This is a genomic window from Elusimicrobiaceae bacterium (assembly GCA_028700325.1).
Lineage (GTDB): Bacteria > Elusimicrobiota > Elusimicrobia > Elusimicrobiales > Elusimicrobiaceae > JAQVSV01.
In genome coordinates, this window is sequence record JAQVSV010000011.1 from 19,325 (window position 1) to 33,378 (window position 14,054).

Sequence of the window (14,054 nt, forward strand, 5' to 3'; positions counted from 1 at the left end):
TCCGCCGGAAAAACAACGATTTACCGGCAGGCCGGCGGCGCGGGCGGGGACCGGCAAATTCATCCGCGGAACCTTGCGCGGCCGGCGCAAATATGATAGGACAGTATTAACGGATACCGCGCCGCACCGTCGGCGGGGCTAATTTTTTACACGAACCGGGCGCGCGGTTCGGCGGGAGGCGGTATAATGTTCCAGCTTTGCAAATCAGCCCTTACAGGCAAATCGGCGGAAGGATCCACCGAGCGCCTGCTTCAGCTATGCGCGGGTTACTTTCTGGCTTATGTGCTGACCGGTGTAATAGTAAAATATTTCACGGCGAACTACATGAGCGAGGTCGCTTACCTGGTGTACAGCACGATCGGGGGCTCGCTGATCTGCCTGTCGGTGGTGTTCGCCCTGAAATGGTACCACCTCAAATCTTCGCACGACGTGAACGTGTTCGGCCTGGCCGTGCCGGCGGAATACCTCTATATCATACCGTCCGGCGTATGCACGGCGGTGGTCATACCGACCACGACGCTTATGTACACGCTGCCGATCTCGGTGATGGTGGCCATGGTCATAATGCGAGCCAGCATCATAATCATCAGCCGCGCGATTGACGCGCTCCAGATCCGGCAGGGCATACTTAAAAAAACCGTTTACAAAGAGGAGAACACCGCCGTGGTGTTCGCCGTCATAGCCGCGGGCATGCACCTGGTGAACGTGCAGGCGGGCTCGTTCGATTTCATTCATAACAACATCGCGGTCATAACGCTCTCTTCGTATCTGGTCGCGTATTCCATACGGCTTTACATAATGAACTATTATAAAAACACCCGCCCGAAAGGCGTGGAGCAGGACAATAAAGGGTTCTTCGCCATCGAACAGATCACGTCAAGCGTCACGATCTTTCTGGCGGGCTATCTCATCTACCGCAACTGCCTGCCCTGCGGCTCTCCGCAAAGCTTCTTCACCCAGTATCACGCCAGCATCGCCACTCCTCCGCAGGCCTGGGCCTGGGCGATAGTGGCGGGCACGGTGTTTGGCGTGGCGGCATTTTTTTCGGTGTTTCTGTTCATGTTCAAGGGCAGAACCGCCACCTTCGCCGGGCTGGTCAACCGGCTTACCTCGCTGGTGGCGGGCACGGCGGCGACTCTGATCACCTGGGCATTCATGGGCGGCAAGCCGCCAAAAATGCAGGACTGGCTGAGCCTGGCGTTCATTCTCGTGGCGGTTTATTTCATGTCGCTGGCGGAAAAGAAACGCTCGGCGGAACTTAAAGCCGCCAAAGAAATCCCGGCGGAATGCAGCTGACAGCCGCATATACTGCTTTAGCCTTCAAAGCCCCCGGTGTTTGCACCGGGGGCTTTTTGCCTGAAGCGCGCACGCCTAAATTTAATATAATGCACATATGGCAAGATATATCGGATTATTAGGCTTTGCTTTGGCGCTGGCCACGGGGCCGGGCGCAAGCGCCCAGACTACCCAGCCGCTTACACAGGCCGAAGTGCTGTACAACATAAGCAAAGGCACCGACACGGAAAAAATAGAGGCGATCGGAAATATTGACCTGCTCGGCGATCCTGAATACGCCGCCAGACTGCTGGCCGCGGCCGCCACAGACGACCGGTCAATACCGGTACGGACCGCCGCACTGCAACAGCTGAGCCGGTTCGCCAAATACGGCGACGCGGAACGAGCCGCCCTTACTGCGGCGGTGGATTCAGCTCCCGAAGTGCGCGGCGCCGCGATCGGCACACTGGGCTTTATAAAAACCGACGAGGCGCGCGGCGCGATCTCTTCCGCGCTGATGGACAAAGACGAATCTGTCCGGCTGCAAGCCCTGCGCGCGACAGGCCGGCAGAAAGACCCCGCCGCCATTGAAAAGCTGCTTTTCGCCATGCACGGCGCGAATTTCGAAACGCGCCGGGAGTGCGCGCGCGCGCTGGCCCAGATCGGCGATCCCAAAACAACCGGCAATTTTGCCGAGCTGGCGCGGGACGAAAGCCCCGCGATCGGCGCGATAGCCATGCACGCGCTCGGCGCAATAGGCACCGAGCAGGCGCAGGCGATTCTGAGGCGGATAATCGGAACAGAAACGGTGAATTTCACAGTCCGCGCGGCGGCGGCCTCCGCGCTGGGTGCGGTTAATAACGATGACAACATTGATTTCCTTATCGAAACGGCGCGGTCCGGCGAACCTGAAATAGCCGCGGGCGCGGTGCGCGGACTCGGAAAATGCGGGAAAAAAGTGCTGGATCCGCTCTCCGATATCCTGAAAAACGGACAAACAGCCGCGCTGCGCCGGCTGGCGGGCCAGATGCTGGCTGGCATGAAAGACCCGGAATCGGTGCCGGAATTCGCGCGGCTGGCCCGGGATACAGCCGCCGGGCAGGAGCTCAGGCTGGACAGTCTTGACTGGCTTTACGCCGCCGATACGCCGGCGGCGCTCGCGGTTTTGAAAGAACTCTCGCAGGACAAAACTCCGGCCGTTTCCGCAAAAGCGCGGGAACTGCTGGCGAAAAAACAGGAGAAATTATGACCAGAACTTTAACGGCGCTAATGCTTGTTACCGCTCTGCTGGGCGGAGGAACGGTTTTCGCGCAGCCGTCAAAAAAGACGGCGGAGCTTATCACGCGGCTCGGCACGGCCCCGGTAAACGAACAACTGACGATTATCCGCGAACTGCTTAAAACGCAGGATGTGGAATCGGCGGCGGCGATAGCGGCCCAGCTTAAGAGCCCGGCCGCGCCGGTCAGGCTTTCAGCGGCGAAGGCGCTGGCAAAACTGTCCAGCGACGCCATGCGAGCCGAAGCCGCCAAAACGGTATTGCCGCTGCTGACCTCGGAGGACCGGCTGGCCCGCGCCAGCGCGCTGGACGCGGCTGGCTCGCTTAAACTCAAAGACGCGGTCTTAATTCTGCTTGATATCCTGAAAAACGAAAAAGATCCGCTGCGTTCGCGCGCCGCTTCCGCGCTGGGCCAGATAGGCGACCCTGCCGCCATCAAACCGCTGTTGCAGGCAATGAGCAGTCCCGGCGACTGGCAGCTGCAGGCCGCGGCCGCCGCCGCGCTGGGCGAACTGCAATACAAACCGGCCGCGCCGGTTATAATTGATTTGTATAAAAACGCCAATCTGGCCGCCAAAATCACGCTGGCGCGCGCGCTGGGCACACTCAAAAGCACCGAAGCGGTCAGCGCGCTGGGCGCGGGCGCGGCGGATTCTGACCTGCGGGTCAAGCTGACCGCGATAGCCGCGCTCAAGGAAATCGGTTCGCCTGACGCGGGCGTGTTTCTGGTTCCGGCGCTGGGCGACGCGGAACCCTCCATCCGGGCAGCCGCCGCCGACGCACTGGCAAAATGCTCGGCGGAGAACCAGCTGCCAGATCTGGAGAAATATGCCGGAACGGAAAAAGACGAAGCGGTAAAAGCGGCTTTCGGACGCGCCATAACGGCGCTTTCGGGCGGTAAGAAGAAGGAACCCGCGCCGCAGGCGGGTCAATGAACCCGGTTCTCAAGCTCCTTGTCGCTGCGGTGTGCCTGGCTCCCGCCGCGCACGCCGAAATCAACGACGGCAAAGACGAGTATCAGATGCTCGGCGACGAGATAAAAACGGCGGGCCGGTCCGCCAACGGCACTGTCGCCGGAAGCAGCGCCACATCCAGCGACTATCTGGCGATGGAACTGTCGAAAAACATCGCCACGATGGACGCGCAGACGGTTCTGTATAATCTGGACACCGTTTCCGAGCTGACTGACAGTTACGCCGCCAAAAAAGCCTATACCGACGCGCTTGCGCGCCCCGAATCCGCGGTGAAAATCGCCGCGCTCAAACAGCTGGGCCAGTACCGCGACGCGGAAACGGAAAGCCTTGTGATCAAACAGCTTGAAACCGGCGATTACACGGTGCGGCTCGCGGCGGTGCAGGCGCTGTTCGGCATCAACGGCTCAAAAACCAAAACCGCGCTGCAATACGCCGCGGAAACTGACGATAATGCCAAAGTGCGTTCCGCCGCGAAGTCGGCGCTGGAAAAACTGCCACAGTCCAAACCGGCGAAATATTACGGCAGGACTGATTCCTCGGATGAAGAAGCGCAACCGCAACAGCCCGCAGGAAATGCGGAAAAACTGATAATCGCGCCAAACACCACGTTCTCGAATAAAAAAGGACCCGGCTCAAAAAAACGAAAGTGAAACTGTCACGCATTTTACCGGTTTTTCTATTGCTGATTTCGCCTTGCGCCGCCGCCAGGGCCGCGAAATCCCCGCATGCCGCCCGGAAGAAAAACGCCGCGGCAAAAACCAAACCCGCCGGCGCGACCTATCTGGTGCCGGTAAAAATTTCCACCGCCGGCTACAAACACCTGTGGGGCACGGAAACCGACGACCGGCTGATAAGCTATCTCGGGCACGAAACACCTGAATTACGAGCTGAAGCCGCCACGGAACTGGGCCGGCGGCAGTGCATGCCGGCGGTCGGCGCGCTTATTATCAGGTTGACGGACAGCAGTCCGCTTGCAAGCTCTGCGGCGGTCACCGCGCTGGCGGGCTACGCCGACCAGTCTGTTTCGAAAGACCTGCTTGACGAGCTTGATTCGCCGGACGAGCCACTGGTGAAAAAGGTTATTTTCACGCTGGGCCGGCGCGGCGATCCCGCCACCCGGGACCGGCTTTCGCTAATCGTGCGCAAGGGGCCTGACCAGTACCGCGCGGACGCCGCGGCCGCGCTGGGCGTAATGGGGCTGAATCAGGCCGGGGAAAGCCTTTTATTTGTGGTTGATGCGTCGAAAGACAACCCGCCGGAACTGGTGCTTTCATGCATAGATTCGCTGCGCAGGATTTATTATCCCCGCGCGATTCCCGCGCTTATGGAACTCGCGCAGGAAAAACACGGGCCGTTCCGGGCGCCTGCGTTCAACACGCTATGCGCCATGCGCAACCGCGCCGCCTGGCCGCTGTTTGTGCAGCAGCTGAACACGCCGCAACGCGCGGCCGCGCTCGACTGCATCCGCAACCTGCGCGACGACACGCTGGCCGACAAACTGAAACGGCTGCTCAAATCAAAGGATTCCGGCGAATCTTCCGCCGCGGCCCAGCTGCTCGCGGAAATGGACACGCCGGAAATTATTGAATATCTGCTGACGCTCGACGACGACCAATATACGGACGAAGCGATAAAAGCCGCCCGGTCAGAAGTGAAAAAACGGCACCTGATCCCGCACGAGGAACAATGAGCCCGCACAGCAAAAAAACAGCCAGAACCGTTTGCCTGACCGTCTTGCTGGCGGCCGCTGGGGGAGTAGTTTATAAAGAACTGGGCTACGGCAAAAAACCGCCGCAGCCGGCCCTGGAATTGCCGCGCGACATGTTATTCTCTCCCGAGCGTGACACCGGGCCTGACTGCCCCGCCTGCATGGCGCAGTACAAACTGGAAATCGCTTCGCCGCAGCCGGGCGAACGAAAAAACGCCGTGGAAGAACTGGGCGGACTTTGCGAAGCGGACCAGTCGGCTCCGCTCATTGAAAAAACTCTGGGCGACCGCGACGCTTCCGTAAAAAACGCCGCGGCGTTTGCGCTGGGCCGCATTAAAAACGCAGGCTCGGTCGGGCGTCTGTATTCCGTCGCGACGTCCGACCCCGACACCGAAGTCCGAGCGGCGGCGGTATCGGCGCTGGGCCGGATCGGCTCGCCCGAAGCGGCTGAAAAACTGTGCGCCCTGCTCGCCCAGCCGGACACGGAGCTGAAACTGCTCTCGCTTTACGCGCTGGCAACGGTGAAAGAGCCTGCGGCGCTAAAACCCGCGCTGGCCGCGCTGGCCAGTCCGGCTACGGCCGAAGCGGCGGCCTCGGCGCTTGCGTCCATGGATCTGCCCGGCACGGCCGAAGCGGCGGCGCCGCTTTTAAACGCCGCCGATCCTGTCGTCCGGGAAGCGGCGCATGATGTTATTGAATGGCTGATTCTGCAAAAATCAGCCGAAGCGGCCTCGGCAATCCGGCAAAATCTCGCGGCTCTGCCGCAGGACCTGCAAACGCTCGCGCAGCCTTATCTGGCGCAGTTTTAATATCTCCCGGTATTCTTTTGCACTATACAAACTCTCCGGCGTAAGCCGGAGAGTTTGTTCAGACACGCCTCGGGCTGCCCCGCCTGCTGCGATACACACTTAAACTGGCCGCTCGCGTGCCGGAGTTTCGCAAACGAATTTAATGAAAAACCTCCCCGGCAGACGAGGAGGTTTATAAATTCCGCTCACAACCCCCCGGCGCTGGCCGGCACGGCATAATGATTGCCGGCATGGCATAACTCAGGCAGGGGGATGGAGCGTGTAACCCTGCGCAAGCAGGGCAAACGAAGTTTGGACCAAAAGAAACCCCCGGCGTAAGCCGGGGGAGTCTCATTTACAAAAGCAGCGGCCGCAGAGCCGGCTATTTCGCGCCGGACAGCGCGGCTGGTTCGGCGGCGGGCGCGGGATCAGCCAAGCCCGCCTGAATCCGCGCGAACAGCCGGCGTTCAACTTCGCCGCGCGACGCGCAAACTTCGCGCGTGCCGCTTACGTCATTGGACGCCTCGATATAGGTGGTCAGCCTAAGGTCGGTTCCGCCGTCGCGCGCCGCGGCAACAACACTAACCGTATAACGGCCCGAACCGTAGGGCGACATCCAGCCGGACGGATCCCGCTGGCAAATAGCGTTTTCCGCGAATTCATCCACATCTTTGAACAGCACGAATTCCGTATTTAAAAATCCGCTGTTTTTCTGCATGTTCTTGATGGGAATATTGGAATCGGATAAAGCCAGGAGAACCGCCCGCCAGGTCGTGTCCAGTGACGCCTCGAAATGCCGCTGCGCCGGCTGGTTCGGAGGCACAACGACCTCTTTTGACATGCAGCCGCCCGCTACTATTGCGAAACCTGCGGCGCACAATGCTGTTAAAACCCGTTTCATAAGGCCTCCATAAAAAGATATATATACATTATAGTGCTAATCAGCGCTCTTTACCAGTTCCCGTATTGCGCAAGCTGAAATCCAGCCATAGGACCAATCGTTGTGCAGTTTACCAGTTAAACTTTTAGCGGCCTGTTTTCGGGAGCCGCAAGGGGTGGATAACGACACGACAAACCCGTATGGAATATGCTTTCGCAATCCAGAAAAGATACCGGCAGGCATCCGAAGCCATTGAGGAAAAGCTGACGGTTGTTTATGGACCGACGAACAGGGCGCAAGCAGTCAAAAATGACTGATTTTAACAACCGGAGAAAACCGCCTCATGGCAAGATTCCTGGATTGCCTGACAGGGTTCCCCGGTCTCCGGCATATGAAATAATGAACCTCCTCCGGCGTAAGCCGGGGGTTTCTTTTGGTCCAAGCTTCGTTTGCCCTGCTTGCGCAGGGTTACACGCTCCATCCCCCTGCCTGAGTTATGCCATGCCGGCAATCATTATGCCGTGCAGACAAACGCCGGGGGTTTGTGAGCGGAATTTACAAAGCCGGGCGGAAAACTTTCCGCCCGGCTTCATTTAATCAATTCGCTGTTATCTGGTCCTGGCTGCGTAAGCCCATGGAAGGAAATCGCACCATTTCGCGTCTTGAGCAAACGGCAGATTCGGGTACATGACCTCGAGAAATGCGGGGTTGCTCATAAGCTCATAAGTGATTTTCGGCGACAGCGCAGGCAGATGAACGGAAACACCCGTCGCGCCGGCATATTTCCCGGAACCGTACGAAACAGCCATTTTTTTGGCAATATATCCGACTATCTCGTCACCCTGTTCCTTCACCAGTTGCGCGCCGGGCCGGGCCATGTCCAGCCGGGAATTAAACAGTTTGAGGAACTCGCCAAGATCGCCGAATATCGAGGTGTCACGCTGGCCAGTAAGCACGCTGGCAAACCGCAGCACATATTCGTTGGCGTACTTAAACGCCTGCACATCATCCAGCTTGCGCGCGTTCTGCTGCCATACGGAAAGCATTTTGGCGAGTTGCAGGCTGGCGGCCGGCCTGATAACCCCGATCTGAACCTCTTCGCCCGCATAAGATTTCATATAGGTAGAGGCCAGCAGCAGGGCGGCCTGCTCCGCCGTGGAGGATGGTTTATCGGCAAGCGCCGCCAGAAAACTCGCGTAATCATAACCATCTCCGGGCACGGTTTCCTCGCTGGCGACGACATATTTAACATCGGAACCCAATTCATGCATTACTTCCGCCATACCCATCAGACAGGAGTTAAAGGCTATCACATCAACCTGCGCTTCCCGGGCAAAAAACCGCAATTGCGGCAAAGTAAGGTAATTTCCGGTAGTCAGATCAAAACCGACCCCGCGGTCGGAAATGTCCTGCGATTTTTTCTCATCAAAAAACCCGGCCCCGTGCGCCCAGAAAACAAACATATACCGTTTCGCCGGCGCACGCTCCTTGGCCCAGCGCACAAATTTGACCAGATTTTTCCAGTCGCCCTGATCCACGTTGTCGAGCCGCTCCTGCGGCTCGGCGGCAAGAATATCCATGCCTTTCGTTATGACAAAACGTTTGGTGCCAGTGAACCCGTCTTCAAAACCTCCGCAGCCAACCTCCGCCACAACGGCGACATTGCCGGTGGTGCCGGTCTTGGCAAGCTCGGCCGCGTCATCCCAGGCGCCGCCCGGTACTCCGCGCTTGCCGCTCATATAAAGCATTATTGTCCAGTCCCGCACGGGATCCGCCTGCACGGCACGGCCGCCCGCGGCACTGGCAAACCCGGCGGAAAATATCAGCAGCAACGAAATTATTACACGCATATGATCTCCTTGAACTCTGTGTAAATTATATGCCAAAGCGGCATACTGGACAAGGGCCAACAGGCCCGGAACTGACACAGGCCTGCAATTTTGGCGTTTTTGATGTATTATTAATATAGTTGTATCATTCAAGCAAAGGCAAACTATATAGACAGAACGGGCAGCATAAACAGTTTCTGCGAGTGCAGGTTACCCAATGCCCGGGCGGGATACATATTATGAAAAAAAACATTCTGGCCGGCTTTGCCGCGCTGCTTGTAACGGTTTCTCCGCTAAACGCGAAACCGCTTGCAAAAGAGGAATCCGCGGCGATCAGACTGTCGCTCACCTGCTCGACCCTCAACAGCATCGTCGCCGCCGCGCTCCGCCGCGACAACGTGTTCACGATACTTGAGCCCGGCAAACCGGTCCTGTCCGCTTCCGGCAAGGGGCTTCTGCTTTCCAATCTCAGATACGGCAACGCGCACGGATACCGCCCCGTCGTGCAGATAACTCCGTTCAAAACCGCGCTTAACGCCGCCGCCCTGAAGCTGGAAAATTTCAGCATGGACGGGGAGCCGCCCGTCACTCCTGAAAAGGCGAGCGGGGAACAGAAAGCCCGGCTTGCCACGCAGGTTTACGCCATAACAGACAAGCTGACAGCTGCGCTGAACGCGGCCAGGCTGGCAAATCTGGTCGTTTTCACCTATGACCGGCAGGCCTGCATAATATACGCCCGGTTTCAGCCGCAGGTATTATCGCCGTTCGCTTCCGGCGTAGCCCTGCGCCGGTTCGACATGGCTGACGGAACGCTGACCGCCGTCGCGGATAATGGCGGCTCGTCCGCGCCGGACAATCAGCCCTGCGGCCTGCTCGCAGGACAGGGACTGGCCAATAAAATCCTTAAAACCATGAAAATACCCGGCCTGACGTTCGATATCAGCCCCGGCGGAGTCAGCTTTGCCGCCAACGGCCTTGTTCTGTCGGGAAAAGGCAATACCGGCGTGGAATTGCCCAAATGGCTGCGGGGGGGGAAACTCGCCGCGCATTTCACCGCGACCGGCAAAATACAGCTGCCCCGCCCCAATACGGTGCGGCTGACCATAGCTTCCATAACCGTACATAAAATTTACCGCGGAGCGGAGCCGCTGGCCAGCGTGCCGGGCGCGCTGACGGCTTCCGCTCAGGACAGCCTGATAAATCTCGGGCTGCAGGGCGCGGTCAAGGATAAAAACCTCGCCCGCCACGCTTGGGCACGCCAGGAAAACCGCGAAACGCTCGCGCTGGAGCTGAAACCGGAATCTTTTGTGCACGGCGCGGCCGTTACGCTCGACGCGCTTTCTTTGAACAACGGAGTGCTAACGGCCGGATTCTCGGTTAAATAACGGCCATGCGACTCTTTGGAAAACGCCCTGCGCATCTTTGATGCGCAGGGCGTTTTTCCGTGCACTGCAAAAACCGCTTACTGCAGCAGCCTCACCGACTCGCCCATCGGGGCTTTGCCCGCCGACTTGAGCGCCCTGCGCTGGATCTCGGCTATATCCGCTTCCAGCGATTTGAGATAAAAATACTTTTCTATCGCCGCCAGCTCCCTAGCCGGCCGGATAAATGAAGGATACTGTTTCTCGATAACATGATATTCGTAGACAGCGAATTCGGGATGGCCTTCCCTTAAATGCGCCACGGACAGGCCCAGCTGAGCCAACATGCTGTTGCGCCCGCTTTTCACGATATTCTCAAAATCATACCGGGAATACCGCGGCTTGTCCTGCAGCAGATAGGAATACCCGCGGTAAACGGCGGCGTTAATATCGCTCGGGGAAAGCTCCAGCACCACCCCGAAATCATTGGCGGCCTTGCTGAATTTGCCGGCTTTGAAATAATAGTAACCGCGCATGAAAAACGCCTGTTCGTTGTTGGGGCTTATGCTGACGCATTTGGTCAGTTCGTCAATCGCCTGATCCGTATAGCCGGTGCGGGCCAGCAGCATGGCCCGCTGGTAATAGGCGTTGGCCATTTTGGGGTCGAGGCGGACCGCATCGGCATAATCCGACAGGGCGGCGGGAATCTCGTCGCGCGCGCCGAGCATTTCCGCGCGCCGGTAGTAGGCTTCGGCAAAGTGGGGATTGAGACGGATGGCTTCGCCGTAATACTGATAGGCTTTGCTTAAATTCTTCTGCCGCTCGAAATTGAACCCGATATTGAAATTGGCGGAAAAAGACGCCGGATTAAGCAGCAGCGCGCGGTTGAGCGTGGCTTCCGCGTCGGCATAGCGGCCCATGTCGGAATAAACACGGCCCAGATTGCTGTACATTTCCGCGTCATTGGGCGCAAGCCGGACGACCAGTTCATAATCCTCGCGCGCATAATCCAGTTCCTTTTTCGTGTAATAGCCCAGCGCGCGATAGCCAAGCAGTTCCGCCCGGATGGGCTCGCCGCGCGAAACCTTCCATAAATTGAGCGCCTCCGACGAATAGCGGATCATCGCCTCTGCGTTGGCGGAATTGCGGGTAAGTTCGACATAGGTGTCAAACTCCTTATCCACCGGCGACCGGGAGTCCTCGCCGCCGCAGCCTGTCATACACGCCAGCACAGCCAGCCCCGCAACAACAAAATATTTCCGCATAAACCGCTCCCGAAATTCCAGCCGCGCCGGCCGCCAGACGCTCTCCTGCGAAAAACAGCTCCGCCCGCTATATTGTAGTTTTATGCGCTTGACTTGCAAAGGGGAAACAGATTATAATTGATACGGAAGTATCAGTATCAATTGCGGAAATTTCAATATGCGCCAAAACCATAATACGGGCGGCAGGGGAAAACATGCACGGCAAAGGTCATGATATACGGCAGCGCCCGCGGACAAACCCGCAGCTTATGGACTCGTTCTGCCGGCGGCTGGCCGCCGCGGGCCACAAGCTCACTGCGCCGCGAAAAGCGATGCTCGGATATTTCCTCGCGTCAAACCCGCATAAAACTGCGGAGGATATTTATCTGGACCAGCGGCCCAGCGGACTGGGCCGGGCGACGGTGTTCAGAACGCTCAGGATATTTCTCGAGTCCGGGCTGATAGTGAAATGCGCCATCGGCGGCAAATACGGGTTCGAGCTGGCTCCGTCCTCGCCCGAACGGCATCATCATCACATGCTGTGCGTGAAATGCGGCAGGATTATAGAGTTTTCCAGCCCCGCAATGGAAGCGTGCCAGGAAGCCGAAACCAGACGTCACGGGTTCACTCCGCTGGCCCATTCCTTTGAAATACGCGGCCTGTGCAGAAACTGCAACACGGAAAAACAACATGACAGAAAAACCGGTTAAATCGGTTACGGATATGGAGTTCGGAGAAACCGCGGTGGTGCGTGAATTCAGCGCGGGGCACGGCGTCGCCCGCAAGCTGCTGGTGATGGGGATCGTGCCCGGCCGGGCAATACGCAAGATTTCCGGCGGCCGGCACGGGCCGGTTGTTGTGGAATCATCCGGCGTTTCCATTGCGCTGGGCGCATCGCTGGCCGCCAAAATACTTGTCGAACTGGAGCCGGGCTAAATGCAGGTATTGCTTACGGGAAACCCGAACGTGGGGAAAAGCGCGGTGTTCTCGCGGCTGACGGGGCTGGCCACAATCTCGGCAAATTACCCCGGCACCACGGTAACCGTCAAAAACGGCACGGCGCAGCTCGCCGGGCGCAGTTATAGCCTGACGGACGTGCCCGGAACCTACAGCCTTGAGCCGTCCTGCGAGGCGGAGAATGCCGCCTGCCGGCTGATCAAAAGCGACGATGTCAGCCTTTTCATTCATGTGCTCGACGCGACCGCTCTGGAACGCAACCTGTTCTTCACGCTGGAAATTCTTGAGCTGGCCCGCCCGACAATACTGCTGCTCAACAAGTTCGACATAGCGAAACGCCAGGGCATTGACATTGACTGCGCGAAACTGTCCGCCGCGCTGGGCGTGGCGGTGGTGCCGTTCATAGCGGTCACGGGTGAAGGCGTGGGGAAACTGGCGCGTGAAGCCGGGAAAATAATCGCCGGGCACCCGGCACCGGGTCCGCGCCCGGCAATGATGTCCGATACGCAGAAATGGCAGTTTATAGGCGCATTGAGCCGCCGCGTTCAGGTCATCCGGCACAAACACGCCTCGTTCGCGGAAAAACTGCAGGCCTTGTCCATGCGGCCCGCCACGGGCCTGCCGCTGGCGGCCGCAGTACTGCTGCTCGCGCTGGCCGGCGTGCATTATCTCGGCGAAGCGCTGATAGCGTTCGCGCTGGATCCGGTTTATGAAAACTTTTATCTTCCGCTGATCACTTTCGCGCTTTCGCCACTGCAGGACGGGGTTATAAAAACCCTGCTTTCCGGCGGGCCGGATCCCGCGGCGGCAAATTTCGGCCTGCTGGCCGGCGCGGTGCATATCGCCGCCGTGGAAGTGTTCGCCTATGTCCTGTCGTTCTACTGCCTGCTGGGCTTGCTGGAGGATACCGGGTACCTGGCCAGAATCGCGGTGCTGCTTGATAACGCACTGCACAAAGTCGGCCTGCACGGACACGCCAGCATCCCGATAATAATGGGTATGGGCTGCAAGGTGCCGGGTATACTGGCGGCGCGCACTCTGGCGACCCGGCGCGAACGCATTATCGCGCTTTCGATGACGCTGCTGCTCGCGCCCTGCATTTCCCAGACCGCCATGATAATCGGCGTTATCGGCCCGCAAGGCGAGGGGTATGTGCTGGCGGTGTTCGCCGCGCTGGCGGCGGCGGGACTGGCGGCGGGCGCGGTCCTGCACCGGCTGTCGCGCGGCGATTCGCCGGAACTGCTGCTCGAAATTCCGCCCTTCCGCCTGCCGCTGTACGGCCCTTTCATGCTCAAGCTGCGGCTGCGGCTGGCGGAATATATCGTGGAAGCCATGCCGATGATAATGGCGGGCGTGCTGATCATCAATATCGCGGAAATGGCGGGCCTTGTTCATCTGGCGGAAGAACTGTTCCGCTGGCCGGTCGTCCGGCTGCTGGGCCTGCCGCCGGAAACGGTATCGGTGATCGCGCTGGGGTTTCTGAGAAAGGACATTTCCATCGCGCTGCTCGCGCCGTTCGGCATGACCGGCGAACAACTGGCGGTGGCGGCGGTATTTCTTTCCATGTATATGCCGTGCGCTGCGACACTGCTGGTCATGCTGCGCGAAGCAGGATTGAAAGACTGCGCCCGCGTAACGGCTTTCAACCTGCTGGCCGCGCTCGTCACCGCAGGCCTGCTGAACCTGCTGTTCCATTTAATCTGACGAAACGGCACAACCCGGGCTTTCTCTATTGAAAGGAAACGGCGTAAATAATATCATA

General features: G+C 58.7%; 13 protein-coding genes. 10 read left to right on the forward strand and 3 right to left on the reverse strand.

Translation table 11 applies throughout. From position 1 onward, the window contains the following. Nucleotides 1-186 precede the first annotated feature (186 nt). The 6 genes from PHW69_02730 to PHW69_02755 all read left to right on the forward strand — a co-directional run bounded on the left by PHW69_02730 (nt 187) and on the right by PHW69_02755 (nt 6,042). Complete coding sequence (locus PHW69_02730; protein ID MDD4004102.1) at nt 187-1,296, forward strand: hypothetical protein; 1,110 nt, start codon at nt 187-189, stop codon at nt 1,294-1,296. Nucleotides 1,297-1,393: 97 nt separating this feature from the next. Beyond that, nucleotides 1,394-2,524: a HEAT repeat domain-containing protein gene (locus PHW69_02735; GenBank protein MDD4004103.1), complete on the forward strand. Its 1,131-nt coding sequence runs from the start codon at nt 1,394-1,396 to the stop codon at nt 2,522-2,524. Beyond that, nucleotides 2,521-3,486: a HEAT repeat domain-containing protein gene (locus PHW69_02740; GenBank protein ID MDD4004104.1), complete on the forward strand. Its 966-nt coding sequence runs from the start codon at nt 2,521-2,523 to the stop codon at nt 3,484-3,486. The genes PHW69_02735 and PHW69_02740 overlap by 4 nt, the downstream gene beginning before the upstream one ends. Next, nucleotides 3,483-4,175, forward strand: a complete 693-nt coding sequence (locus tag PHW69_02745) for a HEAT repeat domain-containing protein (GenBank protein MDD4004105.1) — start codon at nt 3,483-3,485, stop codon at nt 4,173-4,175. The genes PHW69_02740 and PHW69_02745 overlap by 4 nt, the downstream gene beginning before the upstream one ends. Then, on the forward strand, nt 4,172-5,215 hold the full coding sequence (locus tag PHW69_02750) for a HEAT repeat domain-containing protein (protein ID MDD4004106.1): 1,044 nt from the start codon (nt 4,172-4,174) through the stop codon (nt 5,213-5,215). Before PHW69_02745 ends, PHW69_02750 begins: the two co-directional genes overlap by 4 nt. Continuing rightward, nucleotides 5,212-6,042, forward strand: a complete 831-nt coding sequence (locus PHW69_02755; GenBank protein MDD4004107.1) for a HEAT repeat domain-containing protein — start codon at nt 5,212-5,214, stop codon at nt 6,040-6,042. Before PHW69_02750 ends, PHW69_02755 begins: the two co-directional genes overlap by 4 nt. A gap of 361 nt (nt 6,043-6,403) precedes the next feature. Here PHW69_02755 and PHW69_02760 read toward each other — a convergent pair whose 3' ends face one another. Next, the gene (locus PHW69_02760) at nt 6,404-6,922 is read right to left on the reverse strand and encodes a hypothetical protein (protein ID MDD4004108.1); all 519 of its coding nucleotides are present in this window, start codon (nt 6,920-6,922) and stop codon (nt 6,404-6,406) included. Between the two features lie 587 nt (nt 6,923-7,509). Then, on the reverse strand, nt 7,510-8,751 hold the full coding sequence (locus tag PHW69_02765) for a clostripain-related cysteine peptidase (protein MDD4004109.1): 1,242 nt from the start codon (nt 8,749-8,751) through the stop codon (nt 7,510-7,512). 218 nt (nt 8,752-8,969) lie between these two features. On the opposite strand from PHW69_02765, the gene PHW69_02770 reads away from it, so the two are divergent. Beyond that, nucleotides 8,970-10,115: a hypothetical protein gene (locus PHW69_02770; protein MDD4004110.1), complete on the forward strand. Its 1,146-nt coding sequence runs from the start codon at nt 8,970-8,972 to the stop codon at nt 10,113-10,115. A 77-nt stretch (nt 10,116-10,192) separates the two neighbouring features. On the opposite strand, the gene PHW69_02775 is transcribed toward PHW69_02770, so the two are convergent. Continuing rightward, the gene (locus PHW69_02775) at nt 10,193-11,356 is read right to left on the reverse strand and encodes a tetratricopeptide repeat protein (GenBank protein ID MDD4004111.1); all 1,164 of its coding nucleotides are present in this window, start codon (nt 11,354-11,356) and stop codon (nt 10,193-10,195) included. 194 nt (nt 11,357-11,550) lie between these two features. On the opposite strand from PHW69_02775, the gene PHW69_02780 reads away from it, so the two are divergent. Genes PHW69_02780 through PHW69_02790 form a run of 3 tightly spaced genes read left to right on the forward strand, consistent with a single transcriptional unit; the run spans nt 11,551 to nt 13,996 of the window. Next, on the forward strand, nt 11,551-12,045 hold the full coding sequence (locus tag PHW69_02780) for a Fur family transcriptional regulator (protein ID MDD4004112.1): 495 nt from the start codon (nt 11,551-11,553) through the stop codon (nt 12,043-12,045). Next, nucleotides 12,026-12,271 carry a FeoA domain-containing protein gene (locus PHW69_02785; GenBank protein ID MDD4004113.1) on the forward strand — a complete coding sequence of 82 codons (246 nt, stop codon included), beginning with the start codon at nt 12,026-12,028 and terminating at the stop codon, nt 12,269-12,271. The genes PHW69_02780 and PHW69_02785 overlap by 20 nt, the downstream gene beginning before the upstream one ends. After that, nucleotides 12,272-13,996 carry a ferrous iron transporter B gene (locus PHW69_02790; GenBank protein ID MDD4004114.1) on the forward strand — a complete coding sequence of 575 codons (1,725 nt, stop codon included), beginning with the start codon at nt 12,272-12,274 and terminating at the stop codon, nt 13,994-13,996. It begins immediately after the preceding gene. Nucleotides 13,997-14,054 lie beyond the last annotated feature (58 nt).

Excerpts from the sequence above, each read along its gene's own strand:
- PHW69_02730 (MDD4004102.1), top strand. The coding sequence starts at position 187 with ATGTTCCAGCTTTGCAAATCAGCCCTTACAGGCAAATCGGCGGAAGGA.
- PHW69_02735 (MDD4004103.1), top strand. The coding sequence starts at position 1,394 with ATGGCAAGATATATCGGATTATTAGGCTTTGCTTTGGCGCTGGCCACG.
- PHW69_02740 (MDD4004104.1), top strand. The coding sequence starts at position 2,521 with ATGACCAGAACTTTAACGGCGCTAATGCTTGTTACCGCTCTGCTGGGC.
- PHW69_02745 (MDD4004105.1), top strand. The coding sequence starts at position 3,483 with ATGAACCCGGTTCTCAAGCTCCTTGTCGCTGCGGTGTGCCTGGCTCCC.
- PHW69_02755 (MDD4004107.1), top strand. The coding sequence starts at position 5,212 with ATGAGCCCGCACAGCAAAAAAACAGCCAGAACCGTTTGCCTGACCGTC.
- PHW69_02760 (MDD4004108.1), bottom strand. The coding sequence starts at position 6,922 with ATGAAACGGGTTTTAACAGCATTGTGCGCCGCAGGTTTCGCAATAGTA.
- PHW69_02765 (MDD4004109.1), bottom strand. The coding sequence starts at position 8,751 with ATGCGTGTAATAATTTCGTTGCTGCTGATATTTTCCGCCGGGTTTGCC.
- PHW69_02770 (MDD4004110.1), top strand. The coding sequence starts at position 8,970 with ATGAAAAAAAACATTCTGGCCGGCTTTGCCGCGCTGCTTGTAACGGTT.
- PHW69_02775 (MDD4004111.1), bottom strand. The coding sequence starts at position 11,356 with ATGCGGAAATATTTTGTTGTTGCGGGGCTGGCTGTGCTGGCGTGTATG.
- PHW69_02780 (MDD4004112.1), top strand. The coding sequence starts at position 11,551 with ATGCACGGCAAAGGTCATGATATACGGCAGCGCCCGCGGACAAACCCG.
- PHW69_02785 (MDD4004113.1), top strand. The coding sequence starts at position 12,026 with ATGACAGAAAAACCGGTTAAATCGGTTACGGATATGGAGTTCGGAGAA.
- PHW69_02790 (MDD4004114.1), top strand. The coding sequence starts at position 12,272 with ATGCAGGTATTGCTTACGGGAAACCCGAACGTGGGGAAAAGCGCGGTG.